Consider the following 26,084-nt stretch of genomic DNA (forward strand, 5'->3'; position numbering starts at 1 on the left):
TGGGTGACCGATTTCGTCAAGCAGCACCCCCGGCCGCCCGAGGGCTTCTTCGGGTGGGAGGCCGCCGGGTTGCGCTGGCTGTCGAGCGTCGACGGCGGCGTGCCCTGCGCCCGGGTGGTGGCGGTCGACGCGACCAGCCTGACCCTGCGCCGGCTGCAGTCGGTGCCCGCCGGCCGGGACGCGGCGCACGAGTTCGGCCGCCGGCTGGCCGTCACGCATGACGCCGGCGCGGCCGCGTTCGGGGCGGGCCCCGACGGATGGGACGGGCCGGGATACTTCGGGCCGCTGTCGCAGCCGTTGCCGATGTCGCTGCGGCGGCACCGGCATTGGGGCAGCTTCTACGCCGAGGAGCGGCTGGTGCCGATGGCCGAGCGCGCCGCGCCGAGGCTGGCGGCCTCCACCCGCGACGCGATCGGCGCCGTGGCGGCCCGCTGCCGGGCCGGTGACTTCGACGACGACGACGGTCCCGCCCGGCTGCACGGCGACCTGTGGAGCGGCAACGTGATGTGGACGCCCGACGGCGTGGTGTTGATCGACCCGGCCGCGCACGGCGGGCACCGCGAAACCGACCTGGCGATGCTGGCGCTGTTCGGCTGCCCGCACTACGACGCCGTGCTGGCCGGCTACCAACAGGTGCGAGCGCTGAAACCGGGCTGGCGCAACCGGATTGGGCTGCACCAGCTCTATCCGCTGCTGGCGCACGTGGTGCTGTTCGGCGGCGGCTACGCGGGCCAGACGGACGCCGCGGCCCGCGCCGCGCTGGCCGCATGACCCGGGTCTAGAGTCGGGTCGCATGACGATCGATGTGTGGATGCAGCATCCCACCGTCAGGTTCCTGCGCAGCGACATGCTGGCCTCGCTGCGGCGCTGGACCGGCGGGTCGATCCCCGACACCGACATCCCCATCGAGGCGACCCTGGCATCGATGGACGCCGCCGGCGTGCGCTACGGGCTGCTCAGCGCCTGGCGCGGTCCCAACGGGCAGGATCTGGTGTCCAACGACGAGGTGGCGCAATGGGTTGCCGCGCACCCGAATCGGTTCGCCGGCCTGGCCGCCGTCGACCTGGACCGCCCGATGGAAGCCGTCCGCGAGCTGCGACGCCGGATCGCCGACGGCGGATTCGTCGGCCTGCGGGTGGTGCCGTGGCTGTGGAACGCCCCGCCCACCGATCGCCGCTACTACCCGCTGTTCGCCGCGTGCGTGGAGGCCGGAGTGCCGTTCTGCACCCAGGTCGGGCACACCGGCCCGCTGCGGCCGTCGGAGACCGGCCGCCCGATTCCCTACATCGACCAGGTGGCCCTGGACTTCCCGGAGCTGGTGATCGTCTGCGGCCACGTCGGCTACCCGTGGACCGAGGAGATGGTCGCGGTGGCCCGCAAGCACGAGAACGTCTACATCGACACCTCGGCCTACACCATCGAGCGGTTGCCGGACGAACTCGTCAGGTTCATCAAAACCGGGACCGGGCAGCGAAAAGTGTTGTTCGGCACCAACTATCCGATGATCACCGCCGAGCACGCGCTGGCGGGACTGGACGGACTCGGGCTGTCCGACGAGGCCCGGCGGGATTTCCTGCACGGCAACGCCGAGCGGGTGTTCAGACTGGAGGCAGCCACGTGAACGGTGCTCAGGCGCTGATCCGGACCCTGGTCGACGGCGGCGTCGACGTGTGTTTCGCCAACCCGGGCACGTCGGAAATGCACTTCGTCGCGGCGCTGGACAGCGTTCCGCGGATGCGCGGCGTGCTGGCGCTGTTCGAGGGCGTGGCCACCGGCGCGGCCGACGGGTACGCCCGCATCGCCGCTCGGCCGGCCGCGGTGCTGCTGCATCTGGGCCCCGGGTTGGGCAACGGGCTGGCCAACCTGCACAACGCCCGCCGCGCGAGGGTGCCGATGGTGGTGGTCGTCGGTGACCACGCCACCTACCACAAAAAGTACGACGCCCCACTGGAATCCGACATCGACGCGCTCGCCGGCAGCGTCTCGGGATGGGTGCGCCGGACCAGCGACGCCTCCCAGGTTTCGGCCGACGCCGTCGAGGGCATCGCCGCCAGCCGGTGGGGATCGCAGATCTCCACGCTGATCCTGCCCGCCGACGTGTCCTGGTCCGACGGCGCGCAGCTGTTCTCCACCATGGACGCGCGGCCGGCGGGTGCCGACCCGCTGCTGGCGCCGGAGGTGGTCGAGGTGCTGCGCTCGGGGGAGCCGACGGTGATCCTGGTGGGCGGCGACGCTACCCGCCGCGCCGGGCTGGCCGCGGCCGCCCGGATCGCCGCGGCCACCGGCGCCCGGGTGCTGTGCGAAACCTTCCCCACCCGGCTGGAGCGCGGCGCCGGCATCCCCGCCGTCGAGCGGCTCGCCTATTTCGCCGAAGCCGCCGCCGCCCAGCTGGACGGCGCCAAGCATCTGGTGTTGGCCGGCGCCAAGTCGCCGGTGTCGTTCTTCGCCTACCCGGGCATGCCGAGCGATCTGGTGCCCGCCGGTTGCGAGGTGCACGTGCTCGCCGGGCACACCGGCGCGGCGGATGCGTTGAGCGCCTTGGCGGATCAGCTCGCGCCCGGGACCGCGGCGCCGGTGGCGGCGGCGTCGCGCCCGGCCTTGCCGACGGGCCCGCTGACGTCGGCGTCGGCGGCCGACGTGATCGGGGCGCTGCTGCCGGAACGGGCGATCGTCGTCGACGAGTCGAACACCTCCGGCGTGCTGCTGGCACAGGCGACCGCCGGCGCGCCGGCGCACGACTGGCTGACCCTGACCGGCGGGGCGATCGGCTACGGCATTCCGGCCGCGGTCGGTGCCGCCGTCGCCGCCCCGGATCGTCCGGTGCTCTGCCTGGAATCCGACGGCTCGGCGATGTACACGATCTCGGGATTGTGGACCCAGGCCCGGGAGAACCTCAACGTGACCACCGTGCTGTACGACAACAGTGCCTACGACATCCTGCGCATCGAGCTGCAACGCGTCGGCGCCGGATCGGCCCCCGGGCCCGAAGCGCTTTCCCTGCTCGATTTGTCGGATCCCGCAATGGATTTCGTGAAGATCAGCGAAGGCATGGGCGTGCCGGCCCGGCGGGTCAGCACCGCGGAGGAATTCGCCGACGCGCTGCGCGCCGCCCTCGCCGAACCGGGGCCGCACCTGATCGATGCCGTGGTGCCCTCAATAGCGGGCTAGGCTCGGCAGCCGGCTGAGCAGCCAGTCGGTCAACGTGTCGAGCACGTCGACGCCGGTCTCGAACACGCCGTCGTGGGTGTCCGCCGCCAGCGCCACCCCCCAGTTTCCCGTCGGGGTGGGGACGACGCCGAACTGCCGGACCAGGTATTCACCGCGGCCGCCGGGGCCCCAACCCCCCTTGGCGGCAAGCCCTTTGGCGGCCAGCCCCCACCGCTGGGTAGGGCTGAGGCGCTGCATCATGTCGATCACCTCGGCCGCGTCCGGGATGGTCGACAGCTCCGCGGCGAACCGCGCCTGGCGCTGCAAGCTCCACTGGGTCTGACCGAAAGCGGTGAAGCCACGGCGAAGCCGGCGGGACTCCACCACCGTCGCGGTGTCGCCGCCCTCGGCCACCACGGCCTGGACCTGCCGCGCCGCCTCGGCCGGTTCGCCCAGTTGCGACCACAACTGCTCGGAGGCGCGGTTGTCGGATTCGGTGACGGCCTTGGTGGCCAATTCGCGGGCGCCCAGCCAGTCCTTGCGCAGGGCCGCGATCGCCAGCGGCACCTTGATCGTCGACCACGCCACCCCCGACCACCAGCTGCCCAGGGAGAACGTGCGGTCCGGGCGGGCGACGGCCACCCCGACCTTCGCCGGCACCGTCGCGGCAAGCTGGTCGAAGCTGGCCTCGAGCGCCAGTTCGAGAGGACGTGAAGTCATGCGCCGCTTCCGGTGTCGGCGCGCGTGACGATGCCGCCGGAGCATGGGGCCGGCGCAGCAACCATCGCGTCTCCTCGTGTCGGCGGCACGTTCATGCAGTGTCGCACAGTGCGGCCGCCGGCGACCGCTAGCCCGACGGCGGCGGCGGGAGCTCGGCGGCGGGAGGAGCTTCCGGCGGTTCGGATTCCGGCGTCGGCGGCGCCCATACCAGCGGCGGGGGCGGCGGCATCGGAGGCGGCGGGGGCGGGTCGGCCGGGGCGCGGCCGGCGCCCAGCCCGAGGCCGCCGGCCAGCGACCCGACCAGTAGCGAACCGGCGATGAGCTTGTGCACCTTCGTCATCCGTCCGAGCCCTTTCTCGTTGCGGCCGAAGCGTATTCGGCGCCGCCGCGTCAGCGGCCGATCTTCCACACCGGGTCACCGCAGTCGACGCCCTGGGCGGCCAACTGCCGCTTGAGCACCTTGAAGGTGACCGTCCGCGGGAGTTCGGTGCTGATCCGCACGTACGACGGCCACTGCTTGGGCCCCAGGTCGGGTTGTTCGGCCAGGAAGGCGCGGAACTTCTCGTCGTCGAACTCGGCGCCCGGTGCGAGCACCAGCGCGGCCATCACCTGGTCGCCGACCGTCGGGTCCGGCACCGGGTACACCGCCACCTCGGTGACGTCGGGATGGCGCAGCAGCACCCGCTCGATCGGTGCGGCCCCCAGGTTTTCGCCGTCGACCCGCATCCAATCACCAAGGCGCCCGGCGAAATACGCGTAGCCGGCCTCGTCGCGGTAGGCGAGATCGCCGCTGTGGTACACCCCGCCGGCCATCCGCTCGGCCTCGGCGGCCTCGTCGTTGTAGTAGCCCTCGAAACGCCCCGGCCCGGCGGTGTTCACCAGCTCGCCGACCACCCCCGGGGGGCAGGACGCGCCGGTATCGGGATCGACGATGTCGATACCCGCCGGCAACGGGCCCAGCGAGCCGGGCGGGGTGTCGGGGGTGCGGGCGATGGCCACACCGCCCTCGGTGGAGCCGAACCCGTCCTGCACGACGCACCCGAACCGGCGGGCGAAGCGCTCGATGTCGGCGGGCACGCCCTCGTTGCCGTACACCGCGCGCAGCGGGTTCTCGGCGTCGTCGGGCCGCTCCGGCGTGGCCAGCACGTAGGACAGCGGCTTGCCCACGTAGTTCGCGTAGGTGGCCCCGTAGCGGCGCACGTCCGGCAAAAATCCCGAGGCACTGAACTTGCGCCGCAACGCCATTGAGCCCTGGCAGGCCGCGGCCACCGCCCAGCCGACCAGCACCGCGTTGGAATGGAACAGCGGCATCGACACGTAGCAGACGTCGTCGCGGCCCAGGCCAAAGCGCTGCGTCATGGTCACGCCGGCGATGGCGACCTTGCCGTGGCTGCACTTGACCGCCTTCGGCTCGCCGCTGGTGCCCGAGGTGAAGATCAGCATGAACAGGTCGGCCGGCGAGGCGGATCGAAAAACGATCGGGGCGCCGCGGTGTGCGGCCACCTCGTCGGCCCATGCGGCGGAGTCGACGTTCAGGTGCTCGATATCGCCCAGCGTCCCAGCCGAATTCGCGTCGGCCAGCACCAATTGGCAGTCGGCCCTGGCGATGTCGCGCCGCAGCGCATCGCCGCGGTGCACCGGGTTGAGCCCCACCGGCACGATCCCCGACATTCCCGCCGCCACCAGCACCGCCGAGAAGAGCGGGGTGTTCTCCAGGAGCACGCCGACGTGCGGCGGGCGGGCCGGGTCGAGCCGCGCCCGCAACGCCGCGGCGATCGCGGCACCGTGCTGCAGGTGATCGCGCCAGCTGGTGAACGAGTCCTCGAAGTAGACACCCCGATCGTCGATCTCGGTCAGCGGCACCAGCAGTTCGGTGACCGTCAGATCGTCGCTGAGTTCCATTGCGCCTAGGCGGGCGTCTCCGCCAGCTCGCGGCCGATCCGGCGCAGCTGCCCGGTGGCGCCGCCCAGCGCGAACTCGGCCTGTTTGGCGGCCAGGAAGTAGCGGTGCACCGGGTGATCGGTGTCGACGCCGACGCCGCCGTGCACGTGCACGATGGTGTGCGCCACCCGATGCCCGGCGTCGGCGGCCCAGAACGCCGCGGTGGCGACGTCGACCTCGGCCGGCAGGTCCTCCGAGACCCGCCAGGCGGCCTGGGTGAGCGTCAGGCGCAAGCCCTTGACGTCGATGTAGCCGTCGGCCAGCCGCTGCGACACCGCCTGGAAGCTGCCGATCGGGCGGTCGAATTGCTCACGGGTGCGGGCGTATTCGGCCGTCATCTGCAGGCCGCGCTCGAGCACCCCGAGCTGGAAAGCGGCCCGCCCCAAGGTGCCCAGCGTGCCCAGCCAGGCCGCGACCTCGGCGCCTCCGACCTGGCGGGTGCCGTCCACCTGGGTCCCGTCCAGCGCCAGATGCCCGACGCTGCCCAGGCCGGTGGTCTCCAGCGCGGTCACCGTGACGCCCGGATCGTCGGCGGCAACCAGGAAAACCGCTGTCCCGGAATCGGTTTCGGCCGGAACCAGGAAGGCGTCCGCGACCGGGCCGAAGCCGACCTGGGTGCGGGTGCCGGTCAGCCGGTAACCGGCGCCGGCGCTGACCGCCTGCACCGGTCCCTCGCCCATCTCCGGGTCGAGGGCGACGGTCAGCGTCTTTTCGCCGCTGACCGCCGGCACGCCCCAGCCCTGCTGCAGCTCCTCGGTGCCGAACCGGGCCAGCGCCCCGGCGCCCAGCACCACCGACTCCAGGTAGGGCACCGCGGCCAGCTGGTGACCCAGTGCCACCAGGATCGCGATCTGCTCGAGCGCGCCGAAGCCGTCGCCGCCCAGCGACGTCGCCGACGCGCTGGACAGGATGCCGGCGTCGATCAGCTTGGTCCACAGGTCGCGGTCGAAGCGCTGATCGAGGCCGTCGAGCTCGCGCTGGTGTTCGGGTGTGCAGACCGAGTCCACGATGGTGTCGACCAGGTTGCCGAGATCGTGCGCCGCTTCGGTGGTGGTGAAGTCCATGAACGTCCGTCCTTGTCTGCAGATGCGGCTCAGCGGTTGCGGGGCAGTCCCAGCGCGACCATGCCGATGATGTCGCGCTGCACCTCGTTGGTGCCGCCGCCGAAGGTCAGGATCAAACACGCCCGGTGCATCCGCTCCACCCGGCCGCGCAGCAGGGCGCCGGGCGAGTCCTGACGGACGGTGGCCCCGGTACCCAGCACCTCCATCAGCAGCCGGTAGGCCTCGGTGGCCAGCTCGGTGCCGTACACCTTGGCCGCCGAGGCGTCGGCCGGCCCCAGGGCGTGGCCGTCGGAGGAGGCCAGCTCCCAGTTGATCAGCTTGAGCACCTCGGCCTTGGCATGCACCCGGGCCAGGTTGATCTGCACCCACTCGGAGTCGATGAGCCGGGCGCCGCTGGCGTCCTTGGTGTTCTGCGCCCATTCCCGCACCTCGCGCAGCGCCAAATAGATCGGCGCCGGCGAGACCAGCGCGACGCGCTCGTGGTTGAGCTGGTTGGTCACCAGCTTCCAGCCGCCGTTCTCCTCGCCGACCAGGTTGGTCACCGGCACCCGCACGTCGGAGTAATAGGTGGCGCTGGTGTCCGGGCCGGCCATGGTGTGTACCGGCGTCCAGGAGAAACCCTCCGCGGTGGTGGGCACCACCAGCATCGAGATGCCGCGGTGCTTCTTGGCCTCGGGGTTGGTGCGCACCGCCAGCCACACCCAGTCGGCGTAGGCGATCAGGCTGGTCCACATCTTCTGGCCGTTGATCACATAGTCGTCGCCGTCGCGCACCGCGGTGGTGCGCAGGTTGGCCAGGTCGGTGCCGGCGCCCGGTTCGGAGTAGCCGATGGAGAAGTGCAGCTCGCCCGCGGCGATCTTGGGCAGGAAGTACTTCTTCTGCTCGTCGGTGCCGAACGCCATGATCGTCGGCGCCACGCTGTTGATCGTCAGGAACGGCACCGGCGCGCCGGCGATGGCGGCCTCGTCGGTGAAGATCAGCGAGTCCATCGGGGAGCGGTCCTGGCCGCCGTACTCCTTGGGCCAGTTCAGGGTCAGCCAGCCGTCCTTGCCCATCTGGGCGACGGTTTCGCGATAGACGTTGCCGACCCCGTATTCGCCCTGCGTCGAGCTCAGCGCCTCGCGGCGCTCGGGCGTCATCAGCTTGGTGAAGTACGACCTCAGCTCGCGACGCAGGTCCTCCTGCTCCGGGGTATAACTGATGCGCATTTCGGCCGTCCTTGAGGTCAACGTCGTTCGGAGTGACAAGCCACGTCGCGTGGTGCGGCTCGACCAACGGCTACCCGTTCGTCTTCCCGGTTGTAACACGTTCTAGTCTGGGAATCCAGCGACCGTTTCCCCAGAGGTGTCGGGGTCCTATGGTGGACCTACATACTGATGAGGCGTGTCCTCAGTTCGAAGGCCAGGTTCAAGGAGGGTGCTGTGCGGGTGATCGTGGACCGTGACCGGTGCGAAGGTAATGCAGTGTGCTTGGGAATTGCCCCAGATATCTTCGACCTCGACGACGAGGACTACGCCGTGGTGAAGCTGGACCCGATTCCCGCCGATCAGGAGCAGTTGGCCGAGCAGGCGATCGCCGAATGCCCGCGCGCGGCGCTGTCGCGCGGCGACTGAACCGGGCGGAACACAGAAACTAGAGGTATTCATAAATTGACTAGCAGCACGAACGCGACCGATCTGTCCGGAAAGGTCGCGGTGGTCACCGGTGCGGCCGCGGGCCTGGGACGCACCGAGGCGCTCGGGCTGGCACGCCTGGGCGCGACCGTCGTCGTCAACGACATCGCCACCGCGCTGGACGCCTCCGACGTCATCGACGAGATCAACGCCGCCGGCTCCAAGGCCGTCGCGGTGGCCGGCGACATCAGCGAACGCGCCACCGCCGACGAATTGGTTGCTCAGGCCGACGGGCTGGGCGGGCTGGACATCGTGGTGAACAACGCCGGCATCACCCGCGACCGGATGCTGTTCAACATGTCCGACGAGGAGTGGGACCTGGTCATCGCCGTGCACCTGCGCGGCCACTTCCTGCTGACCCGCAACGCCGCCGCCTACTGGCGCTCGAGGGCCAAGGAGGCCGGCGGCCGGATCTTCGGCCGCATCGTCAACACCGCGTCGGAGGCCGGCCTGGTCGGCCCGGTCGGGCAGGCGAACTACGGCGCCGCCAAGGCCGGCATCATCTCGCTGACCCTGACGGCCGCCCGCGCGCTGGGCCGCTACGGCGTGTGCGCCAACGCGATCTGCCCCCGGGCGCGCACCGCGATGACGGCCGACGTGTTCGGCGATGCGCCCGAGGTCCCGGCCGGCGGGGTCGACCCGCTGTCGCCCGAGCATGTGGTCAACCTGGTCACCTTCCTGTCGTCGCCGGCCGCCGCCGAAGTGAACGGGCAGGTGTTCATCGTCTACGGTCCACAGGTGACACTTGTCGCTGCGCCGACCGCCGAGCACAAATTCAGCGCGCAAGGCCCCGCGTGGGACCCCGCCGAACTCAGCGCGACGTTGCAGGATTACTTTGCTGGACGTGATCCCGAGCACAATTTTTCGGCGAGCGCACTGATGGAGCAATAGCTGGGGGCAGCTAATCGGCGGGGGGAAATCAGCAGGTAGAACGTGTGTCAGTTTGACACGTGACAAGTGCGTCTGACCTGCTGAATTAACGGTTGGGATAAAGAAATGCTGTTCATTGACATGGTGAACTTGTTCTGAGTTAATATGATCCGGCTCACACCGGCCCGGGTGCGAACCTAAACGACGCAAAGGCCAGCCATAGACTTCGCCGAGACCTATCGAGGGGGGAACTCAAGTTGATCGAACAACTTGCGGTCCCCGCCCGCGCCGTCGGCGGTTTCTTCGAAATGATGATCGATACCGGCCGGGCGGCGTTTCGCCGGCCGTTCCAGTTCGGCGAGTTCTTGGATCAGACGTGGATGATCGCCCGGGTGTCGCTGGTGCCCACGCTGTTGGTGTCGATCCCGTTCACGGTGTTGGTGGCGTTCACCTTGAACATCCTGCTGCGCGAGATCGGCGCGGCGGACCTCTCGGGGGCCGGCACGGCGTTCGGCACCATCACGCAGCTGGGTCCGGTGGTGACGGTGCTGGTGGTGGCCGGCGCGGGTGCGACGGCGATCTGCGCGGATCTGGGTGCGCGCACCATCCGCGAGGAGATCGACGCGATGCGGGTGCTGGGCATCGACCCGATCCACCGGCTGGTGGTGCCCCGGGTGCTGGCGTCGACGGTGGTGGCGTTGCTGCTCAACGGATTGGTCTGTGCCATCGGGCTTTCCGGTGGGTATGTGTTCTCGGTCTTTCTGCAGGGCGTCAACCCGGGTGCGTTCATCAACGGGCTGACGGTGCTGACCGGTCTGCGTGAATTGGTGCTGGCCGAGGTCAAGGCACTGCTGTTCGGGGTGATGGCCGGGATGGTGGGCTGTTATCGCGGGCTGACCGTCAAGGGCGGGCCCAAGGGGGTGGGCAACGCGGTCAACGAGACCGTTGTCTATGCGTTCATTTGTCTGTTCGTGATCAATGTGGTGATGACCGCCATCGGCGTGCGAATCTCGGCGAAGTGATGGGACGGGTGGGCACGCCATGAGTTATGACGCCACGCTGCGATTTCGGCGGTGGTTCTCGCGGCTGCAGGAACCGGTCGACGACTTCGGCGAGCAGGCGCTGTTCTACGGGCAGACCATGCGCTACGTGCCCAACGCGCTCACCCGGTACCGCAAGGAGACGATCCGGCTGATCGCCGAGATGACCATGGGCGCAGGCGCTTTGGTGATGATCGGCGGCACGGTGGGGGTGGCGGCCTTTTTGACCCTGGCCTCGGGCGGGGTGATCGCCGTGCAGGGGTATTCGTCGCTGGGCAACATCGGCATCGAGGCGCTGACCGGGTTCTTGTCGGCCTTCCTCAACGTGCGGGTGGTCGCGCCGGTGATCGCCGGCATCGCGCTGGCGGCCACCATCGGCGCCGGCGCCACCGCGCAGTTGGGGGCGATGCGGGTCTCCGAGGAGATCGACGCCGTCGAGTGCATGGCGGTGCACTCGGTGTCCTACCTGGTCTCCACCCGGCTGATCGCCGGCTTGATCGCGATCGTTCCGCTGTACTCGCTGTCGGTGCTGGCCGCGTTCTTCGCCGCCCGCTTCACCACCGTCTACATCAACGGGCAGTCAAAGGGCCTCTATGACCACTACTTCAACACCTTCCTGATCCCCTCGGACCTGCTGTGGTCGTTCCTGCAGGCCATCGTGATGTCCATCGCGGTCATGCTGGTGCACACCTATTACGGCTACAACGCGCACGGCGGCCCGGTCGGCGTGGGCATCGCCGTCGGCCAGGCCGTGCGCACCTCGCTGATTGTCGTGGTCGTCATCACTTTGTTCATCTCGCTCGCCGTCTACGGGGCATCGGGTAACTTCAACCTCTCCGGATAAGAGAACCGCTTAACAAGGGACATGGCAGACACAGGAGCGCGACGCACCACCGTCCGGCTGGCCGCAGCAGTGCTGGCCGGCCTGATGGTGGCTTTCGCTGTGCTGACCTATCTTTCGTACACGGTGGCCTTCGCGCCGATCGACACCGTCACCGTGTCCGCGCCCCGCGCCGGGCTGGTGATGGAGCAGGGCGCCAAGGTCAAATACCGCGGCATCCAGATCGGCAAAGTCGAGGCCATCGAGTACTCCGGCGACCAGGCGCGGCTGACGCTGGGCATCAACAGCAAGGACATGCATTTCATCCCGTCCAACGCCACCGTGCACATCGCCGGCAACACCATCTTCGGCGCCAAGGCGGTGGAATTCATTCCGCCGCAAACACCTTCGCCGACCTCCCTGCGCCCGGACGCCCACGTCGCGGCCACCTCGGTGCAGCTGGAGGTCAACACCTTGTTCCAGTCGCTGATCGACCTGCTGCACAAGATCGACCCCGTCGAACTCAACGGAACGCTGAGCGCCTTCTCCGAAGGCCTGCGCGGCCACGGTGATGACCTGGGCGGCATCCTGTCGGGGCTGAATACGCTGACCCGCCAAGCGAATCCGAAGCTGCCGGCGTTGCAGGAGGACTTCCGCAGGACCGCGGTCGTCAGCAACGTCTACGCCGACGCCGCGCCGGACCTGAACACCGTCTTCGACAACCTGCCCACGATCAACAAGACCGTGGTGGACCAGCAGAAGAACCTCGACACCACGCTGCTGGCCACCATCGGCCTGGCGAACAACGCCTATGACACGTTGGCCCCGGCCGAGCAGGACTTCATCGACACCATCAACCGGGTGCGCGCCCCGCTGAAGGTGGCCGCCGACTATTCACCGGAATTCGGCTGCCTGTTCGCCGGCATCGAGCGCGGCATCAAGGAATTCGCCCCGCTGCTCGGCGTCCGCAAGGCGGGCCTGTTCACCTCGTCCAGCTTCGTGCTGGGCGCGCCGTCGTACACCTATCCCGAATCGCTGCCGATCGTCAACGCCTCCGGCGGGCCGAACTGCCGTGGGCTGCCGGACATCCCGACCAAGCAGACCGGCGGCTCGTTCTACCGGGCGCCGTTCCTGGTCACCGACAACGCCAACATCCCGTACGAGCCGTTCACCGAACTGCAGGTCGACGCGCCCTCCACGCTGCAGTTCTTGTTCCACGGCGCCTTCGCGGAACGGGACGACTTCTGATGGCCGGCTCGGGAATGCCCTCGCACCGCTCGATGGTGATCAAGGTCAGCATCTTCGCGGCGGCCATGCTGTTGGTGTCGGCCGGACTGGTGGTGGTCTTCGGCGACTTCCGGTTCGGCCCCGAAAGCACTTACCACGCAACGTTTGTCGACGTGTCCCGGTTGAAGGCCGGCCAGAAGGTGCGCATCGCCGGTGTACCGGTCGGTGCGGTGGAGGCCGTGAAGCTCAACCGGGACAACACCATCGACGTGACCTTCGGCGTGGACAAGCGCTACACCCTGTATTCGTCCACCCGCGCGGTGATCCGCTACGAAAACCTGGTCGGCGACCGGCATCTGGAGATCACGTCGGGCCCCGGCGAGCTGCGCAAGCTGCCGGCGGGCGGGACCATCAACAGCCAGCACACCCAGCCCGCACTGGATCTCGACGCGCTGCTGGGCGGACTGCGGCCGGTGCTCAAGGGCCTGGACGCCGACAAGGTCAACACCATCAGCAGCGCGGTCATCCAGCTGCTGCAGGGCCAGGGCGGCGCGTTGTCCAACGTGCTGGCCGACACCAGCGCGTTCACTTCGGCGCTGGGCCAGCGCGATCAGCTCATCGGTGACGTGATCAACAACCTCAACACGGTGCTGACCACCGTCGACCAGCGCAGCGCACAGTTCTCGGCCAGCGTCGACCAGTTGCAGCAGCTGATCACCGGGCTGGCCAAGCACAAGGACGACATTGCGGGAGCCATCCCGCCGTTGGCCTCGACGACGACGGATCTGACTGAGCTGCTGCAGAATTCGCGCCGGCCGCTGCAAGGCGTGCTGGAGAACACCCGCCCGTTGGCCACCGAGCTGGACAACCGCAAGGCCGAGGTGAACAACGACGTCGAGCAGCTGGGCGAGGACTATCTGCGGCTGGCCGCACTCGGCGCCTATGGTTCGTTCTTCAACATCTACTTCTGTTCCGTGACGATCAAGATCAACGGCCCGGCCGGTAGCGACATCCTGCTGCCGCTCGGCGGCCAGGTGGATCCCAGCAAGGGGAGGTGCGCTTTTGTCAAGTAACGCACCGCGTGAGCGCGATCCACTGCGCACCGGCATCTTCGGTGTGGTGCTGGTGGTGTGCGTCGTGCTCATCGCGTTCGGTTACGCCGGATTGCCGTTCTGGCCGCAGGGCAAGATCTACGACGCCTACTTCACCGACGCCGGCGGCATCAATCCCGGTAACGCCGTGTACGTTTCGGGCCTCAAGGTCGGCAAGGTGACCGACGTCGGCCTGGCCGGCGACAGCGCCAAGATCAGCTTCAGCGTCGACCGGCACGTGGCCGTCGGCGACCAGTCGCTGGCCGCCATCCGCACCGACACCATCCTCGGCGAACGCTCCATCGCGGTGACCCCGGCCGGCGGCGGCAAGGCCACCACCATCCCGCTGAGCCGGACCACGACCCCCTACACGCTGGCCGGTGCGCTCGAGGACTTGGGATCCAACGCCAGCAACCTGAACAAGCCCCAGTTCGAGCAGGCGCTGCACGTGCTGACCGACACCCTGCACGACGCCACCCCGGAGCTGCGCGGTGCGCTGGACGGTGTGACCTCGCTGTCGCGCGCCCTGGACCGCCGCGACGAGGCGCTGCAAAGCCTGCTGGCGCACGCGAAGTCGGTCACCGGTGTGCTGTCCCAGCGCGCCGAACAGGTCAACAAGCTGGTCGACGACGGCAACGAGTTGTTCGCCGCGCTCGACGAGCGGCGGGCCGCCCTCGGCCGGCTGATCTCGGGGATTCAAGGCCTGTCGGCGCAGATCTCGGGCTTCGTCGCCGACAACCGCAAGGAATTCGGCCCGGCGCTGAACAAGCTCAACGACGTGCTGGCCAACCTCAACGAGCGACGCGACTACATCACCGAGGCCCTCAAGCGGCTGCCCACCTACGCCACCGAGCTGGGCGAGGTGGTCGGCTCGGGCCCCGGGTTCAACGTGAACGTCTACGGCGTCATCCCGGCGCCGCTGCTGGCGACGATGTTCGACTTCTTCTATCAGCCGGGCAAGATGCCGGCCAGCCTGGCCGACTACCTGCGCGGCCTGATTCAGGAACGCTGGATCATCAGGCCGAAGTCACCATGATGCAGCGGTTGGCCGGCAGCAGGGGGCTGCGCTACACCACCATCATCGCGCTGGTCGCGGTGTTGGTGGGTGGCGTGTATGTGCTGACGTCGCAAGCGAAAACGCGCAAGATCGTCGGCTACTTCACCTCGGCGGTCGGGTTGTATCCCGGCGACCAGGTGCGCGTCCTCGGCGTCCCGGTCGGCACCATCGACACGATCGACCCGCGGCCCACCGACGTCAAGATCACCATGTCGGTGTCCCAGGACGTCAAGGTGCCCAAGGACGCCAAGGCCATCATCATGTCGCCAAACCTGGTGGCGGCCAGGTTCATTCAGTTGACGCCGGCCTACACCGGGGGGCCGGTGCTGGCCGACGGCGCCAGCATCGGCCTGGACCGCACCGCCGTCCCGGTGGAGTGGGACGAGGTCAAACAGTCGCTGACCCAGCTGGCCGTCCAACTCGGACCGACGGCCGGATCGATGCAGGGACCGTTGGGCGCGGCGATCAACCAGGCCGCGGACACCTTCGACGGCAAGGGCGAGTCGTTCCACAGCGCGCTGCGTGAACTCTCGCAAGCCGCTGGGCGGCTTGGGGATTCGCGCGGCGACATCTTCGGCACGGTGAAGAACCTGCAGATACTGGTCAACGCGCTGTCGTCCAGCAACGAACAGATCGTCCAGTTCGCCGGCAACGTCGCCTCGGTGTCGCAGGTGCTCGCCGACAGCTCGCGGCACCTGGACACCACCCTGGGCACCCTCAACAAGGCGCTGTCGGACATCCGCGGGTTCCTGCACGAGAACAACTCGACCATCGTCGATACGGTCAACAACCTCAACGACTTCGCCAAGACGCTCAGCGACCAGAGCGACAACATCGAGCAGGTGCTGCACGTCGCGGGTCCGGGTATCGCCAACTTCTACAACATCTACGACCCCGCGCAGGGCACGCTCAACGGGCTGCTGTCCATCCCGGAATTCGCCAACCCGGTTCAGTTCATCTGCGGTGGGTCCTTCGAGACGGCCGGCGGCCCCCGGGCGCCGGACTACTACAAGCGCGCCGAACTGTGCCGCGAGCGGTTGGGGCCGGTGCTGCGCCGGCTCACGGTGAACTATCCGCCGCTGATGTTCCACCCGCTCAACACGATCACCGCCTACAAGGGGCAGATCATCTACGACACCCCGGAGACCCAGGCCAAGTCGGCGACCCCGGTGCCGCAGCTGACCTGGATTCCCGCCAAGGGCGCCCAGACCCCGCCGGCCGTGCAGAACCCGGCGGACCTGCAGGCCCTGCTGGTGCCGACGGCCCCGCAATCCGGTCCGGCGCCGGCCGGCGGCGCTCCAGCCCCGGGCCCCGCCCCGGGCAGCGCGTTCGGCCCGCGGCCCGGCCCGCCGCCGGGCCAGGCGCCCGGCGGGCTGGGCGCCGACTTGGGCGGTGGCGGATGAGCCGAATGTGGTTGCGCGCCGGCGGATTGGCGACGGGCAGCATGCTGCTGGCCGGCTGCCAGTTCGGCGGGCTGAACTCGCTGGCGATGCCCGGCACCGCCGGTCACGGCAGCGGCGCCTACTCGATCACCGTCGAACTGCCGGACGTGGCGACGCTGCCGCAGAACTCCCCGGTGATGGTGGACGACGTCACCGTCGGCAGCGTCGCCGGTATTTCAGCCGAACAGCGCTCCGACGGATCGTTCTATGCGGCAGTGAAATTGGCGCTGGACAAGAACGTGGTGCTGCCGGCCAACTCGACCGCGACGGTCGCCCAGACCTCGCTGCTCGGCTCGATGCACATCGACCTGAACCGCCCCAAGGACAGGCCGGCCGTCGGCCGGCTGACCGACGGGTCGAAGATCGCCGAGGCCAACACCGGTCGCTACCCCACCACCGAAGAGGTGCTCTCGGCGCTCGGTGTCGTGGTGAACAAGGGCAATGTCGGTGCGCTGGAAGAGATCACCGACGAGACCTACCGGGCCGTCGCGGGCCGCCAGGACCAGTTCGTCGACCTGGTGCCCAGGCTGGCCGAGCTGACCTCGGGGCTCAACCGTCAGGTGAACGACATCATCGACGCGGTCGACGGATTGAACCGGTTCTCGGCGAGCCTGGCCCGCGACAAGGACAACCTGGGGCGGGCGCTGGACACGCTGCCTGAGGCGATCCGGGTGCTCAACAAAAACCGGGACCACATCGTCGAGGCGTTCAGCGCGCTGCACAAACTGGCCGACGTCACCTCGCACATCCTGGCCAAGACCAAGGTGGACTTCGCCGCCGACCTCAAGGACCTGTACGCCGCCGTCAAGGCCCTCAACGACAACCGCCGCAATTTCGTCACCTCGCTGCAGTTGTTGCTGACCTTCCCGTTCCCCAACTTCGGCATCAAGCAGGCGGTGCGCGGTGACTACCTCAACGTGTTCACCACCTTCGACCTCACCTTGCGCCGGCTCGGCGAAACCTTCTTCACCACGGCGTATTTCGACCCGAACATGGCCCACATGAACGAGATCCTCAACCCGCCCGACTTCCTGGTCGGCGAGATGGCCAACCTGTCCGGACAGGCGGCCGACCCGTTCAAGATTCCGCCCGGCACGGCTTCGGGACAGTAAGGGGCGGACGCGATGCATGACAGACTGACCAAGATCCAGCTGGCGATCTTCGCCGTCATCACGGTCATCACGCTGACCGTCATGGCGGTCTTCTACCTGCGGCTGCCCGCCACGTTCGGCATCGGAACCTACGGTGTGAGCGCCGATTTCGTGGCCGGCGGCGGCCTGTACAAGAACGCCAACGTCACCTACCGCGGCGTGGCCGTGGGCCGGGTCGAGTCGGTGGGGCTGAGCCCCAACGGCGTGATCGCGCAGATGCGGCTCAACAGCGAGACGGCCATCCCGTCGAACGTCACCGCCACCGTCAAGAGCGTGTCGGCGGTGGGCGAGCAGTACATCGACCTGGTGCCCCCGAGCGCGCCGGCATCGACCAAGCTGCGCAACGGATCTCGCATCGAGCGGCAGAACACCCGGATCGGCCAGGATGTGGCCGAGCTGTTGCGGCGGTCCGAGACGCTGGTCAACAGCCTGGGCGACACCCGGCTGCGGGAGCTGCTGCACGAGACGTTCATCGCGGCCAACGGCTCGGGCCCCGAGCTGGCCCGGCTATTCGAGTCGGCCCGGCTGCTGGTGGACGAGGCCAACGCCAACTATCCGCAGGTGTCGCAGTTGATCGATCAGGCCGGCCCGTTCCTGGAGGCCCAGATCCGCGCCGGCGCCGACATCAAGTCGCTGTCCGACGGGCTGGCCCGGTTCACTTCCGAAGTGCGGCAAGCCGATCCGCAACTGCGCGACACCCTGGCGACCGCGCCCGGCGCCACCGACGAGGCCAGCACCGCGTTCTCCGGCATCCGTCCCTCCTTCCCGGCGCTGGCCGCCAGCCTGGCCAACCTGGGCCGGGTGGGCGTCATCTACCACAAGTCGATCGAGCAGCTGCTGGTCGTGCTGCCGGCGCTGTTCGCCGCGATCACCACCGCGGCCGGCGGCGGGCCGCAGGACGAGGGCGCCAAGCTGGACTTCAAGCTCGACCTCAACGACCCGCCGCCGTGCGCCGTCGGGTTCCTGCCGCCGCCGTTGATGCGCACCCCCGCCGACGAGACGGTGCGCGAGCTGCCCAAGGACATGTACTGCAAGACCGCGCAGAACGATCCGAGCACCGTGCGCGGCGCGCGCAACTACCCCTGCCAGGAATTCCCCGGCAAACGCGCCCCGACGGTGCAACTGTGCCGCGACCCGAAGGGCTATGTGCCGATCGGGCGCAACCCGTGGCGCGGCCCGCCGGTGCCCTATGACACCCCGGTCACCAACGGGCTGAACGTATTGCCGCCCAACAAGTTCCCGTACATCCCGCCGGATGCCGAGCCCGACCCCGGCACGCCGATCGTCGGGCCGCCGCCGCCGGGGGTGGTGCCCGGGCCGGGGCCGCTGCCCAACAAGCAGCCGGCCTACGCCCCGCCGCCCCCCAACGACAACGGGCCGCCGCCGCCGTTCACCTCGTGGCAGCCGCCGGGGGTGCCGCCGGTGCCGCCACAGCTGCCGTACCCCAAGTGGCTGCCGCCGCCGGCGCCGCCGGAGGGCATCAATCCGCCGCCGGCGGGTCCGGGGCCGGAGAAGCCGTGGGGGCCGCCGCCCGGCGGGCAGCCGCAGGCCAGCGGCCCGGCGTACGCCACCTATGACGAGAAGACCGGCGCGTTTGTCGATCCGGCCGGTGGCACTGGTATCTTCGCGGCCGGCGCGACCGGGACCTCCGGCGCCGAGAACTGGGTGGACCTGATGCGTGATCCAAGGCCTATGTGATGGAGCCGGTAATGGACCCTGCCGGGGCGGACGCCGCCGCGGCCGACCAACCGACGAGCAGGCCGCGTGCTCGTCGGCGCGCCTCCCGCGCGGCGGGCCCGGCCAAGAGCGAGTCGACCCAGGCCGTGACCGTCGCGACCGAGGTGGCCGCACCGGCGCCCGCCCCGAAACCGTCGGCCAAATCCGGCAAGACGCTCAAGTCGCTCAAGCCGCCGCCGCGGCGCCAGCCGCACCGGACGCTGGTGGCGTGGATCTCGTTCGCGGCGGCCGTGTTGGCGGTGGGGGCGCTGGCCGGTGGGGTGGCGGTGCTGTTTGTCCAGCAGCGCGACGCCCAGGCCAAACAGTCCCGCGACCAGCGTTTCGTCGACACCGCCACGCAGACGGTGGTCAACATGTTCAGCTACAAGCAGGACAACATCGACGAGAGCGTGAACCGGTTCGTCAACGGCACCAGCGGGCCGCTGCGCGGCATGCTCAGCGCCAACAACAACGTCGAGAACCTCAAGGGGCTGTTCCGCTCCACCAACGCCACGTCGGAGGCCGTCGTCAACGGCGCCGCGCTGGAAGGCGTTGACGCCGTTACCGATAACGCGTCGGTGCTGGTGTCGGTGCGGGTCACTGTCGCCGACATCGACGGGGTCAACAAGCCGTCCATGCCGTACCGGTTGCGGGTGATCGTGCACGAGGACGACGCCGGGCGGATGACCGGCTACGACCTGAAGTATCCAGACGGGGGCAATTGATGCGATGGCGGCGCCGGCTGCTCGTCGCCGCGGGTTACCTGCTGGCCGTGGCGTTCGTCGGGCTGTCCGCGGTGGCCGGCGCGATGTATTGGGACCGGGTCCAGACCCGCGGTGAGCAGGCGGCGCGCGCGGTGCTGCCCGGCCTGGCCGCCAAGGAGATCCCCGAGGTCTTCGCCTACGACTACCAGACCGTCGAGCGCAGCCTGTCGGCCGCGTACCCGTTGTTGACGCCGGACTATCGCGCCGAGTTCCAGAAGAGCGTCAACAACCAGATCATCCCCGAGGCCAAGAAGCGCGAAGTGGTGGTGCAGGCCAACGTCGTCGGCGTGGGAGTCATGTCTGCCCAACGGGATTCGGCGTCGGTGATGGTGTACATGAACCGGACGGTGACCGACAAGTCCCGCCAGCCGCTCTACGACGGCAGCCGGCTGCGGGTGGACTTCAAAAAGATCGGCAAGCAGTGGCTGATCGCCTACATCACGCCGATCTAGCCCCGCACCGGTTCAGTAGCACATCGCAATACCGTTGCAGTACAACGGGTATCGCTCGATCGGGCTGGGCGGCGGACCGGTCATCTGCAGCGAGAACGGCTGCTTCTTCATCTCCGGCTGCAGCCCGCACACCGCGCCGTGCAGCGTGGTGTGGGTGCCGCTCATGGTCTCGTCGCTGAACGCGTAGGTCTCAGTGGTGGGCGCGGTGCCCCCGCCCGGGCAGGACACCCCGTTGTCCTTTTGCACCTTGAACGTCCACAGCATGCTCGACATCCGCGCGCGGCCGCTGAAGTTCTGCAGCTTGTCGGCGGCGCTGATCTGCTCGGGCGTCGAACTGACGATGTTCAGCGCGCAGTTGAACGCGAAGACGATCGGGTCGGAGTAGTCGTTCATGTTGCGGGTTCCGGACGGCTGATCGCACAGCGCCGAGATGGTCCAGGTGACCCCGGAAACGCCGGCCTCGTTGTAGTTGTAGGTGCCGTCCGCCGGCGGGCCGACGGCTTTGGCCGGCTGCCCGGATTGCACCGCGAGTCCGGTGCCCACCGCCATGACGACGGCGGCGCCTGCGGCCAGGCCGTGACGGAGCTTCATCGCAACCGCCTCTCCTTCACGTTCGACGCCGCCTCTGAGTATCACAGCGTTGCCGCGCCGGCACCATGGGTGCCCCCGGCGAGAGCGCCCGATCAGCCGTCACGCGGCCCCGACTCGGCGAGCGCGTCGAGGAACGAACGCGCCCAGCGGTCGACGTCGTGCGCGAGCACCTGCCGGCGCAACGACCGCATCCGGCGCCGGCCCTCCTCGACGGATTGGTTGAGCGCGGCCTCGACGGTGTCCTTGACGCCCTCCAGGTCGTGCGGGTTGACCAGATACGCCTGCCGGAGTTCGGCTGCGGCGCCGGTGAATTCGGACAGCACCAGCGCCCCGCCGAGGTCGCTGCGACAGGCCACGTACTCCTTGGCGACCAGGTTCATCCCGTCGCGCAGCGGCGTGACCAGCATGACGTCGGCCGCCACGAAGAACGCGATGAGTTCGTTGCGGGGGACCGGCCGGTGCAGGTAGTGCACCACCGGATGCCCGACCTCGCCGTATTCGCCGTTGATGTGGCCGACCTGGCGTTCGATGTCGTTGCGCAGCTGCTGATAACTGTCCACCCGCTCCCGGCTCGGGGTGGCCAGCTGCACCAGCACGGTGTCGTCGCGCTTGGCGCGGCCCTCGGCCAGCAGCTCCGAAAAGGCTTTCAGCCGAACGTCGATGCCCTTGGTGTAGTCCAGCCGGTCGACGCCGAGCAGCACCTTGCGCGGGTTGCCCAGCTCGGCCCGGATCTCGCGGGCGCGGCGCCGGATATCGCGGTGCCGGGCCGTCTGGTCGAGCGCCGTGGAGTCGATGGAGATGGGGAAGGCGCCCACCCGGACCACGCGGGACTCCAGCTCCACCTCGCCGTAGCGTGACCGCACCCCCACCGCGCCGCGGGAGGTGTTGGCGCCGATCAACCGCCGGGACAGGAACAGGAAATTCTGGGCGCCGCCGGTCAGATGGAACCCGACCAAATCGGCGCCGAGCAGGCCCTTGACGATCTCGGTCCGCCACGGCAGCTGCATGAACAGCTCCACCGGCGGGAACGGGATGTGCAGGAAGAAGCCGATGGTCAGGTCGGGCCGCAGTTCGCGCAGCATCGCCGGCACCAGCTGCAGCTGGTAGTCCTGCACCCACACGGTCGCGCCGCGCGCGGCGGCGCGCGAGGTGGCCTCGGCGAAGCGGCGGTTCACGGCGACGTAGCGGTCCCACCATTCGCGGTGGTAGATCGGTTTGACGATGACGTCGTGATACAGCGGCCACAGCGTGGCGTTGGAGAAGCCCTCGTAGTATTCGGCGACGTCGTCGGCGCTCAGCTTGACCGGCCGAAGCTCCAGGTCGTCCTGGACGATCGGGTCGTCCTCGTGGTCGACGTCCTCGTCGACGATCCCGGGCCAGCCCACCCATGCCCCGCGCTGGCGGCGCAGCAGCGGTTCGAGGGCGGTGACCAAGCCGCCGGGGCTGCGCTTCCAGGCCGTGCTGCCGTCGGGAAGTCGCTCCTGATCCACCGGCAGCCGGTTGGCGACCACGACGAAGTCGGAATTGCCGTAGCTGGCCGTCTTCGAGCCTCGCCCTCCCCCGGGAGCCATTTACGTGTCGAGCTTCGCCGGCCCAATACCGAGCATGGACAGGAAGACCCGGCACTCGTCGGCGTCGTTGGCGTACGCCGCCACGACCCGCCTGGCCTGGCTCGCAGTGCTGTCGGCGACCGGCTCGACGTCGCCGATTTCGCCCGGATCAGATTTCGTAGGCATGACTTAACTGTAAGCGACGCGCGCGAGCGGCCGCAGCTGTGTCTCACCAGCTAACGGGCGTCGAGCGTATTTATCGCCGGTTTGCAGGGATTCGCCGCGCCGCGCGCGAAGACACGGTCGGCCGGCGCCGCGGTGTTGCAGGATGAGCGGGTGACCGCTGAGGAGCCGGTGTTCGAGTTCGTCGACGTCGTCGTCGAACGGCGCGGGCTGCGGGCGCTGGACGGGCTGACCGCCGCGATTCCCGGGCGCGGGGTGACGGCGGTGTTCGGGCCGTCGGGATCGGGCAAATCGACCCTGCTGCGGTTGTGCAACCGGCTGGAGCTGCCGACCAGCGGGCGGGTGTCCTTCTACGGCTCCGACATCGCCGGGCTGGACCCGCTGTGGCTGCGGCGCCGGGTCGGCATGTGTTTCCAGCGCCCGACCCCGTTCCCGGGCACCGTCGCGGACAACCTGCGGGTGGCCGACCCGGACGCCGACGAGGCGCGCATGCGCGAGACGCTGGACCGGGTGGCGCTTACCGGTGCGTGGTTGGACCGCGACGTGCTCGCCCTGTCCGGCGGCGAGGCGCAGCGGGTGTGCCTGGCCCGCACGCTGATGGCCCGCCCACAGGTGTTGCTGCTGGACGAACCCACCTCCGCCGTCGACGCCGAAGCGGCCGAAGTCATCGAGCGGGCGGTGCGGGAGCTGGCCGCCGACGGCACGCCGGCGCTGTGGGTGACCCATGACGCGGCGCAGGTGACGCGGGCGGCCGACCGGGTGCTGCGGCTGGAGCGCGGCCGCAGCCTGGGGCTCAGCCAAGTCGGCGGCGGGCCCGACGACGGCGCGGTGCCGCGATGAACGGCCAGGTCGGCTGGCTGGGCCTGGCGACGTCGCTGATCCTGGTGGCGTTCGCGGGCGCGATCTCGCTGTGGCGGCGGTTGGGCCTGGAGCGCCAGCTGCTGTGGGCGGCCTCCCGCGCGTTGGTGCAGCTGCTGCTGGTGGGCGGCGCGCTGACGCTGCTGTTCGAGCCGGGCCGGTCGCTGTGGTGGTCGTGGGCCTGGGTCGCGGGGATGGTCGGCTACGCCGGGGACGTGGCCCGGCGGCGGGCGCCCGAGGTGCCGCGGTTCGCCCCGCTGGCGGTGGCGGCGTTCGCCGCCGCCGCGGTGGTGACGCTCGGGGTGCTCTTCGGGCTGCGGGTGTTCCCGCTGCAGGGGCGCACCCTGGTGCCGGTGGCGGGGATGATGATCGGCAATTCGATGACCGCCATGGTGCTGGTGGCCCGGCGGTTGGTCGACGAGCTGCGCGACAAGCGCGACGAGGTCGAGGCCAGGCTGGCACTGGGGCAGCCGTCGGGCCAGGCCGCCTCCCCCTACCTGCGGATCGCGTTGCGGTCGGCGATATCCCCGCAGATCGAGACGACCAAGGCCACCGGCCTGGTGTTCCTGCCGGGCGCGATGACCGGGCTCATCCTGGCCGGCGTGCCGCCGCTGCAGGCGGTGCTGGTGCAGGCCGTGGTGATGTTCTTGATCCTGGGTTCGGTCGCGGCCACCACGGTGGTCGTCGCGCTCGGCATCGTCCGGCTGGTGTTCACCCGCGACCATCGGCTGCGGCCGCTGGATCAGCGGCCGCCGGATTGACCGTCAACCCCGGGGCGTTCCGGTTACACACTGGCCGTAATGTGTAAACAATCCTGAGCCGACGACAAGCGAGGTGGGCGCAATGACTCTCTCCGAACAAGCGGGGGCGCAGCCCGGCGCCCGGCCGGCCGAGGAGCTGGTGACCTACGAAACCCTCGACGAGGGCCGCATCGCGCGCATCTGGCTCAACCGGCCCGACGCCCACAACGCGCAGAGCCGCGGGTTGCTCGTTCAGCTCGACGAGGCGTTCGTGCGGGCCGAGGCCGATGACGCCGTTCGGGTGGTCATCCTGGCTGCGCGCGGCAAAAACTTCTCCGCCGGTCACGACCTGGGCTCGGAGCTGGCGCTCGCCGAACGCCAGCCCGGGCCGGGCCAGCATCCGACCTTCCGGTTCAACGGCGCCACCCGCGATCCTATCGCGGAGAAGACCTACCTGCAGGAGTGGCACTACTTCTTCCAAAACACTTGCCGCTGGCGCGATCTGCGCAAGATCACCATCGCCCAGGTGCAGGGCAACGCGATCTCGGCCGGCCTGATGCTGATCTGGGCGTGCGATCTGATCGTGGCCGCCGACAACGCCAAGTTCAGCGATGTGGTCGGCGTCCGGATGGGCATGCCGGGCGTCGAATACTACGCGCACCCTTGGGAATTCGGCCCCCGCAAGGCCAAAGAGCTGCTGCTGACCGGTGATGCGCTGGACGCCGACGAGGCCTACCGGCTGGGCATGGTGTCCAAGGTGTTCCCGGCCGACGAATTGGCCGACAAGACACTGGAATTCGCGCGCCGCATCGCCGAGCGGCCGACTATGGCCGCCCTGCTGATCAAGGACTCGGTCAACGCCGCCTCGGACGCGATGGGCTTCACGGAGGCGCTGCGGCACGCGTTCCACATCCACGAGCTGGGTCACGCGCACTGGGCGGCGCACAACGAGAACCGCTATCCGGTCGGCCTGCCGCCCGACGTCGAGGACTGGCGCAACGCCAAGCCGACCAGGCTGGCCCGCCGCGACACCCCGTAGCGAGCCCTAACGAGACCGGGGGTAGCGATATTCACCCCGAGGGGACATGCTTCTATAGCTAGAACCTGTTCCAGTTCGAAAGGGCCTCGCGTGCAGCTTTCCTTCCAAGACCGGACCTATCTCATCACCGGCGGCGGCAGCGGGATCGGCAAGGGCGTGGCCGCGGGCCTGGTCTCGGCCGGGGCGTCCGTGATGATCGTCGGCCGCAACCCGGACCGGCTGGCCGGCGCCGTCGAGGAGATCGCACCGCTGGCCGACCGCGCCGGGAACGGCGGGGCGATCCGCTACGAGCCCACGGACGTCACCAACGAGGACGAGGTGGTCCGCGCGGTCGACGCCGCGACGGCATGGCACGGCCGGCTGCACGGGGCCGTGCACTGCGCCGGAGGCTCGTTGACGGTCGGGCCGATCACCCACACCGACTCGGAGGCATGGCGAAACACCGTCGACCTCAACGTCAACGGCACCATGTACGTGCTCAAGCACGTCGGGCGCGAACTGGTGCGCGGGGGCGGCGGCTCGTTCATCGGGATCTCCTCGATCGCCGCCAGCAACACCCACCGCTGGTTCGGGCCCTACGGCGTCACCAAGTCGGCCATCGACCACATGATGATGCTGGCCGCCGACGAACTCGGGGAGTCGTGGGTGCGGGTCAACAGCATCCGCCCGGGCCTGATCCGCACGGATCTCGTTGACGCCAGCGTGATTCAGTCGCCGGAGATCAGCGCGGACTACGCCCAGTGCACGCCGCTGGCCCGCGTGGGCGAGGTCGAGGACGTCGCCAACCTGGCGATGTTTCTGCTCAGCGACGCCGCCGGCTGGATCACCGGCCAGTGCATCAACGTCGACGGCGGCCACATGTTGCGTCGCGGCCCCGACTACTCGTCGATGATGGTGCAGATGTTCGGCCAGGACGCGCTGCGCGGCGTGGTCTGAGCCGGGAGAATC

27 protein-coding genes are annotated in these 26,084 nt (G+C 69.2%); 19 read left to right on the forward strand and 8 right to left on the reverse strand.

The features are described from left to right. Window positions 1–3: 3 nt before the first annotated feature. Genes MAA44156_RS02800 through MAA44156_RS02810 form a run of 3 tightly spaced genes read left to right on the forward strand, consistent with a single transcriptional unit; the run spans window position 4 to window position 3,168 of the window. Complete coding sequence (locus MAA44156_RS02800; RefSeq protein WP_009974821.1) at window positions 4–771, forward strand: fructosamine kinase family protein; 768 nt, start codon at window positions 4–6, stop codon at window positions 769–771. Between the two features lie 22 nt (window positions 772–793). Next, on the forward strand, window positions 794–1,621 hold the full coding sequence (locus MAA44156_RS02805; protein ID WP_003875709.1) for an amidohydrolase family protein: 828 nt from the start codon (window positions 794–796) through the stop codon (window positions 1,619–1,621). Continuing rightward, complete coding sequence (locus MAA44156_RS02810) at window positions 1,618–3,168, forward strand: acetolactate synthase large subunit (protein WP_065370977.1); 1,551 nt, start codon at window positions 1,618–1,620, stop codon at window positions 3,166–3,168. Before MAA44156_RS02805 ends, MAA44156_RS02810 begins: the two co-directional genes overlap by 4 nt. Here MAA44156_RS02810 and MAA44156_RS02815 read toward each other — a convergent pair. The 5 genes from MAA44156_RS02815 to MAA44156_RS02835 form a co-directional block, all read right to left on the reverse strand. After that, the gene (locus MAA44156_RS02815) at window positions 3,154–3,867 is read right to left on the reverse strand and encodes a serine hydrolase (RefSeq protein WP_009974825.1); all 714 of its coding nucleotides are present in this window, start codon (window positions 3,865–3,867) and stop codon (window positions 3,154–3,156) included. The two genes, MAA44156_RS02810 and MAA44156_RS02815, sit on opposite strands and share 15 nt — an antisense overlap. 127 nt (window positions 3,868–3,994) lie before the next feature. Continuing rightward, complete coding sequence (locus MAA44156_RS02820) at window positions 3,995–4,207, reverse strand: hypothetical protein (RefSeq protein ID WP_065370978.1); 213 nt, start codon at window positions 4,205–4,207, stop codon at window positions 3,995–3,997. A 50-nt stretch (window positions 4,208–4,257) separates the two neighbouring features. Continuing rightward, entirely contained in the window at window positions 4,258–5,769 is a 1,512-nt protein-coding gene (gene fadD17, locus MAA44156_RS02825) for a long-chain-fatty-acid--CoA ligase FadD17 (RefSeq protein WP_009974830.1), read from the reverse strand. Between the two features lie 5 nt (window positions 5,770–5,774). After that, window positions 5,775–6,872 carry an acyl-CoA dehydrogenase family protein gene (locus MAA44156_RS02830; RefSeq protein WP_009974831.1) on the reverse strand — a complete coding sequence of 366 codons (1,098 nt, stop codon included), beginning with the start codon at window positions 6,870–6,872 and terminating at the stop codon, window positions 5,775–5,777. A gap of 29 nt (window positions 6,873–6,901) precedes the next feature. Continuing rightward, a complete protein-coding gene (locus MAA44156_RS02835; RefSeq protein ID WP_009974832.1) occupies window positions 6,902–8,080 on the reverse strand; it encodes an acyl-CoA dehydrogenase in 1,179 nt (392 codons plus the stop codon). Window positions 8,081–8,293: 213 nt separating this feature from the next. Between MAA44156_RS02835 and MAA44156_RS02840 the strand changes: the two genes are divergently transcribed. The 12 genes from MAA44156_RS02840 (at window position 8,294) to MAA44156_RS02895 (ending at window position 20,175) form a co-directional block, all read left to right on the forward strand. After that, a complete protein-coding gene (locus MAA44156_RS02840; RefSeq protein ID WP_003877155.1) occupies window positions 8,294–8,485 on the forward strand; it encodes a ferredoxin in 192 nt (63 codons plus the stop codon). A gap of 36 nt (window positions 8,486–8,521) precedes the next feature. Continuing rightward, complete coding sequence (locus MAA44156_RS02845) at window positions 8,522–9,436, forward strand: 3-oxoacyl-ACP reductase (RefSeq protein WP_023880369.1); 915 nt, start codon at window positions 8,522–8,524, stop codon at window positions 9,434–9,436. Window positions 9,437–9,672: 236 nt separating this feature from the next. Further along, window positions 9,673–10,437: an MlaE family ABC transporter permease gene (locus MAA44156_RS02850; RefSeq protein ID WP_003875718.1), complete on the forward strand. Its 765-nt coding sequence runs from the start codon at window positions 9,673–9,675 to the stop codon at window positions 10,435–10,437. 19 nt (window positions 10,438–10,456) lie between these two features. Then, window positions 10,457–11,299 carry an MlaE family ABC transporter permease gene (locus tag MAA44156_RS02855; protein ID WP_003875719.1) on the forward strand — a complete coding sequence of 281 codons (843 nt, stop codon included), beginning with the start codon at window positions 10,457–10,459 and terminating at the stop codon, window positions 11,297–11,299. 21 nt (window positions 11,300–11,320) lie between these two features. Continuing rightward, window positions 11,321–12,523 (forward strand): virulence factor Mce family protein, encoded by a 1,203-nt coding sequence (locus MAA44156_RS02860; RefSeq protein ID WP_009974834.1) that lies wholly within the window; start codon window positions 11,321–11,323, stop codon window positions 12,521–12,523. Further along, window positions 12,523–13,575 carry a virulence factor Mce family protein gene (locus tag MAA44156_RS02865; protein WP_009974835.1) on the forward strand — a complete coding sequence of 351 codons (1,053 nt, stop codon included), beginning with the start codon at window positions 12,523–12,525 and terminating at the stop codon, window positions 13,573–13,575. Before MAA44156_RS02860 ends, MAA44156_RS02865 begins: the two co-directional genes overlap by 1 nt. After that, the gene (locus MAA44156_RS02870) at window positions 13,565–14,629 is read left to right on the forward strand and encodes a virulence factor Mce family protein (protein WP_019732616.1); all 1,065 of its coding nucleotides are present in this window, start codon (window positions 13,565–13,567) and stop codon (window positions 14,627–14,629) included. The genes MAA44156_RS02865 and MAA44156_RS02870 overlap by 11 nt, the downstream gene beginning before the upstream one ends. Beyond that, window positions 14,626–16,053: a virulence factor Mce family protein gene (locus tag MAA44156_RS02875; protein WP_009974839.1), complete on the forward strand. Its 1,428-nt coding sequence runs from the start codon at window positions 14,626–14,628 to the stop codon at window positions 16,051–16,053. The genes MAA44156_RS02870 and MAA44156_RS02875 overlap by 4 nt, the downstream gene beginning before the upstream one ends. Continuing rightward, complete coding sequence (locus MAA44156_RS02880; protein WP_009974841.1) at window positions 16,050–17,204, forward strand: MCE family protein; 1,155 nt, start codon at window positions 16,050–16,052, stop codon at window positions 17,202–17,204. The genes MAA44156_RS02875 and MAA44156_RS02880 overlap by 4 nt, the downstream gene beginning before the upstream one ends. 12 nt (window positions 17,205–17,216) lie before the next feature. Next, window positions 17,217–18,941 (forward strand): virulence factor Mce family protein, encoded by a 1,725-nt coding sequence (locus tag MAA44156_RS02885; RefSeq protein ID WP_003875728.1) that lies wholly within the window; start codon window positions 17,217–17,219, stop codon window positions 18,939–18,941. A gap of 11 nt (window positions 18,942–18,952) precedes the next feature. Then, window positions 18,953–19,684, forward strand: coding sequence for an Rv1363c family protein (locus MAA44156_RS02890; RefSeq protein WP_011723691.1), 732 nt, complete (start codon window positions 18,953–18,955; stop codon window positions 19,682–19,684). Then, complete coding sequence (locus MAA44156_RS02895; protein ID WP_009974843.1) at window positions 19,684–20,175, forward strand: mammalian cell entry protein; 492 nt, start codon at window positions 19,684–19,686, stop codon at window positions 20,173–20,175. Before MAA44156_RS02890 ends, MAA44156_RS02895 begins: the two co-directional genes overlap by 1 nt. Before the next feature lie 12 nt (window positions 20,176–20,187). Here MAA44156_RS02895 and MAA44156_RS02900 read toward each other — a convergent pair whose 3' ends face one another. From MAA44156_RS02900 to MAA44156_RS02910, 3 genes are all read right to left on the reverse strand, one after another. Beyond that, window positions 20,188–20,766, reverse strand: coding sequence for a hypothetical protein (locus MAA44156_RS02900; protein WP_009974845.1), 579 nt, complete (start codon window positions 20,764–20,766; stop codon window positions 20,188–20,190). A 92-nt stretch (window positions 20,767–20,858) separates the two neighbouring features. Then, complete coding sequence (locus MAA44156_RS02905; RefSeq protein WP_009974848.1) at window positions 20,859–22,337, reverse strand: alpha,alpha-trehalose-phosphate synthase (UDP-forming); 1,479 nt, start codon at window positions 22,335–22,337, stop codon at window positions 20,859–20,861. After that, a complete protein-coding gene (locus MAA44156_RS02910; RefSeq protein ID WP_003875733.1) occupies window positions 22,338–22,502 on the reverse strand; it encodes a hypothetical protein in 165 nt (54 codons plus the stop codon). It lies immediately after the preceding gene. An 81-nt stretch (window positions 22,503–22,583) separates the two neighbouring features. On the opposite strand from MAA44156_RS02910, the gene MAA44156_RS02915 reads away from it, so the two are divergent. From MAA44156_RS02915 to MAA44156_RS02930, 4 genes are all read left to right on the forward strand, one after another. Next, the gene (locus MAA44156_RS02915) at window positions 22,584–23,339 is read left to right on the forward strand and encodes an ABC transporter ATP-binding protein (protein WP_009974853.1); all 756 of its coding nucleotides are present in this window, start codon (window positions 22,584–22,586) and stop codon (window positions 23,337–23,339) included. Then, window positions 23,336–24,118 (forward strand): ABC transporter permease, encoded by a 783-nt coding sequence (locus MAA44156_RS02920; RefSeq protein ID WP_003875735.1) that lies wholly within the window; start codon window positions 23,336–23,338, stop codon window positions 24,116–24,118. The genes MAA44156_RS02915 and MAA44156_RS02920 overlap by 4 nt, the downstream gene beginning before the upstream one ends. A gap of 82 nt (window positions 24,119–24,200) precedes the next feature. Further along, window positions 24,201–25,136, forward strand: a complete 936-nt coding sequence (locus tag MAA44156_RS02925) for an enoyl-CoA hydratase (protein ID WP_003875736.1) — start codon at window positions 24,201–24,203, stop codon at window positions 25,134–25,136. Between the two features lie 90 nt (window positions 25,137–25,226). Then, window positions 25,227–26,072: an SDR family oxidoreductase gene (locus MAA44156_RS02930; protein ID WP_009974854.1), complete on the forward strand. Its 846-nt coding sequence runs from the start codon at window positions 25,227–25,229 to the stop codon at window positions 26,070–26,072. Window positions 26,073–26,084: the final 12 nt, after the last annotated feature.

Source organism: Mycobacterium avium subsp. avium (genome assembly GCF_009741445.1).
In the GTDB taxonomy this organism is placed as follows: domain Bacteria; phylum Actinomycetota; class Actinomycetes; order Mycobacteriales; family Mycobacteriaceae; genus Mycobacterium; species Mycobacterium avium.

Bases quoted from the DNA above. Each gene is read 5' to 3' on its own strand.
- MAA44156_RS02805 (WP_003875709.1), top strand. From the start codon at position 794: ATGACGATCGATGTGTGGATGCAGCATCCCACCGTCAGGTTCCTGCGC.
- MAA44156_RS02815 (WP_009974825.1), bottom strand. From the start codon at position 3,867: ATGACTTCACGTCCTCTCGAACTGGCGCTCGAGGCCAGCTTCGACCAG.
- MAA44156_RS02820 (WP_065370978.1), bottom strand. From the start codon at position 4,207: ATGACGAAGGTGCACAAGCTCATCGCCGGTTCGCTACTGGTCGGGTCG.
- fadD17 (WP_009974830.1), bottom strand. From the start codon at position 5,769: ATGGAACTCAGCGACGATCTGACGGTCACCGAACTGCTGGTGCCGCTG.
- MAA44156_RS02830 (WP_009974831.1), bottom strand. From the start codon at position 6,872: ATGGACTTCACCACCACCGAAGCGGCGCACGATCTCGGCAACCTGGTC.
- MAA44156_RS02835 (WP_009974832.1), bottom strand. From the start codon at position 8,080: ATGCGCATCAGTTATACCCCGGAGCAGGAGGACCTGCGTCGCGAGCTG.
- MAA44156_RS02855 (WP_003875719.1), top strand. From the start codon at position 10,457: ATGAGTTATGACGCCACGCTGCGATTTCGGCGGTGGTTCTCGCGGCTG.
- MAA44156_RS02860 (WP_009974834.1), top strand. From the start codon at position 11,321: ATGGCAGACACAGGAGCGCGACGCACCACCGTCCGGCTGGCCGCAGCA.
- MAA44156_RS02865 (WP_009974835.1), top strand. From the start codon at position 12,523: ATGGCCGGCTCGGGAATGCCCTCGCACCGCTCGATGGTGATCAAGGTC.
- MAA44156_RS02875 (WP_009974839.1), top strand. From the start codon at position 14,626: ATGATGCAGCGGTTGGCCGGCAGCAGGGGGCTGCGCTACACCACCATC.
- MAA44156_RS02880 (WP_009974841.1), top strand. From the start codon at position 16,050: ATGAGCCGAATGTGGTTGCGCGCCGGCGGATTGGCGACGGGCAGCATG.
- MAA44156_RS02885 (WP_003875728.1), top strand. From the start codon at position 17,217: ATGCATGACAGACTGACCAAGATCCAGCTGGCGATCTTCGCCGTCATC.
- MAA44156_RS02890 (WP_011723691.1), top strand. From the start codon at position 18,953: ATGGACCCTGCCGGGGCGGACGCCGCCGCGGCCGACCAACCGACGAGC.
- MAA44156_RS02895 (WP_009974843.1), top strand. From the start codon at position 19,684: ATGCGATGGCGGCGCCGGCTGCTCGTCGCCGCGGGTTACCTGCTGGCC.
- MAA44156_RS02900 (WP_009974845.1), bottom strand. From the start codon at position 20,766: ATGAAGCTCCGTCACGGCCTGGCCGCAGGCGCCGCCGTCGTCATGGCG.
- MAA44156_RS02905 (WP_009974848.1), bottom strand. From the start codon at position 22,337: ATGGCTCCCGGGGGAGGGCGAGGCTCGAAGACGGCCAGCTACGGCAAT.
- MAA44156_RS02910 (WP_003875733.1), bottom strand. From the start codon at position 22,502: ATGCCTACGAAATCTGATCCGGGCGAAATCGGCGACGTCGAGCCGGTC.
- MAA44156_RS02920 (WP_003875735.1), top strand. From the start codon at position 23,336: ATGAACGGCCAGGTCGGCTGGCTGGGCCTGGCGACGTCGCTGATCCTG.
- MAA44156_RS02925 (WP_003875736.1), top strand. From the start codon at position 24,201: ATGACTCTCTCCGAACAAGCGGGGGCGCAGCCCGGCGCCCGGCCGGCC.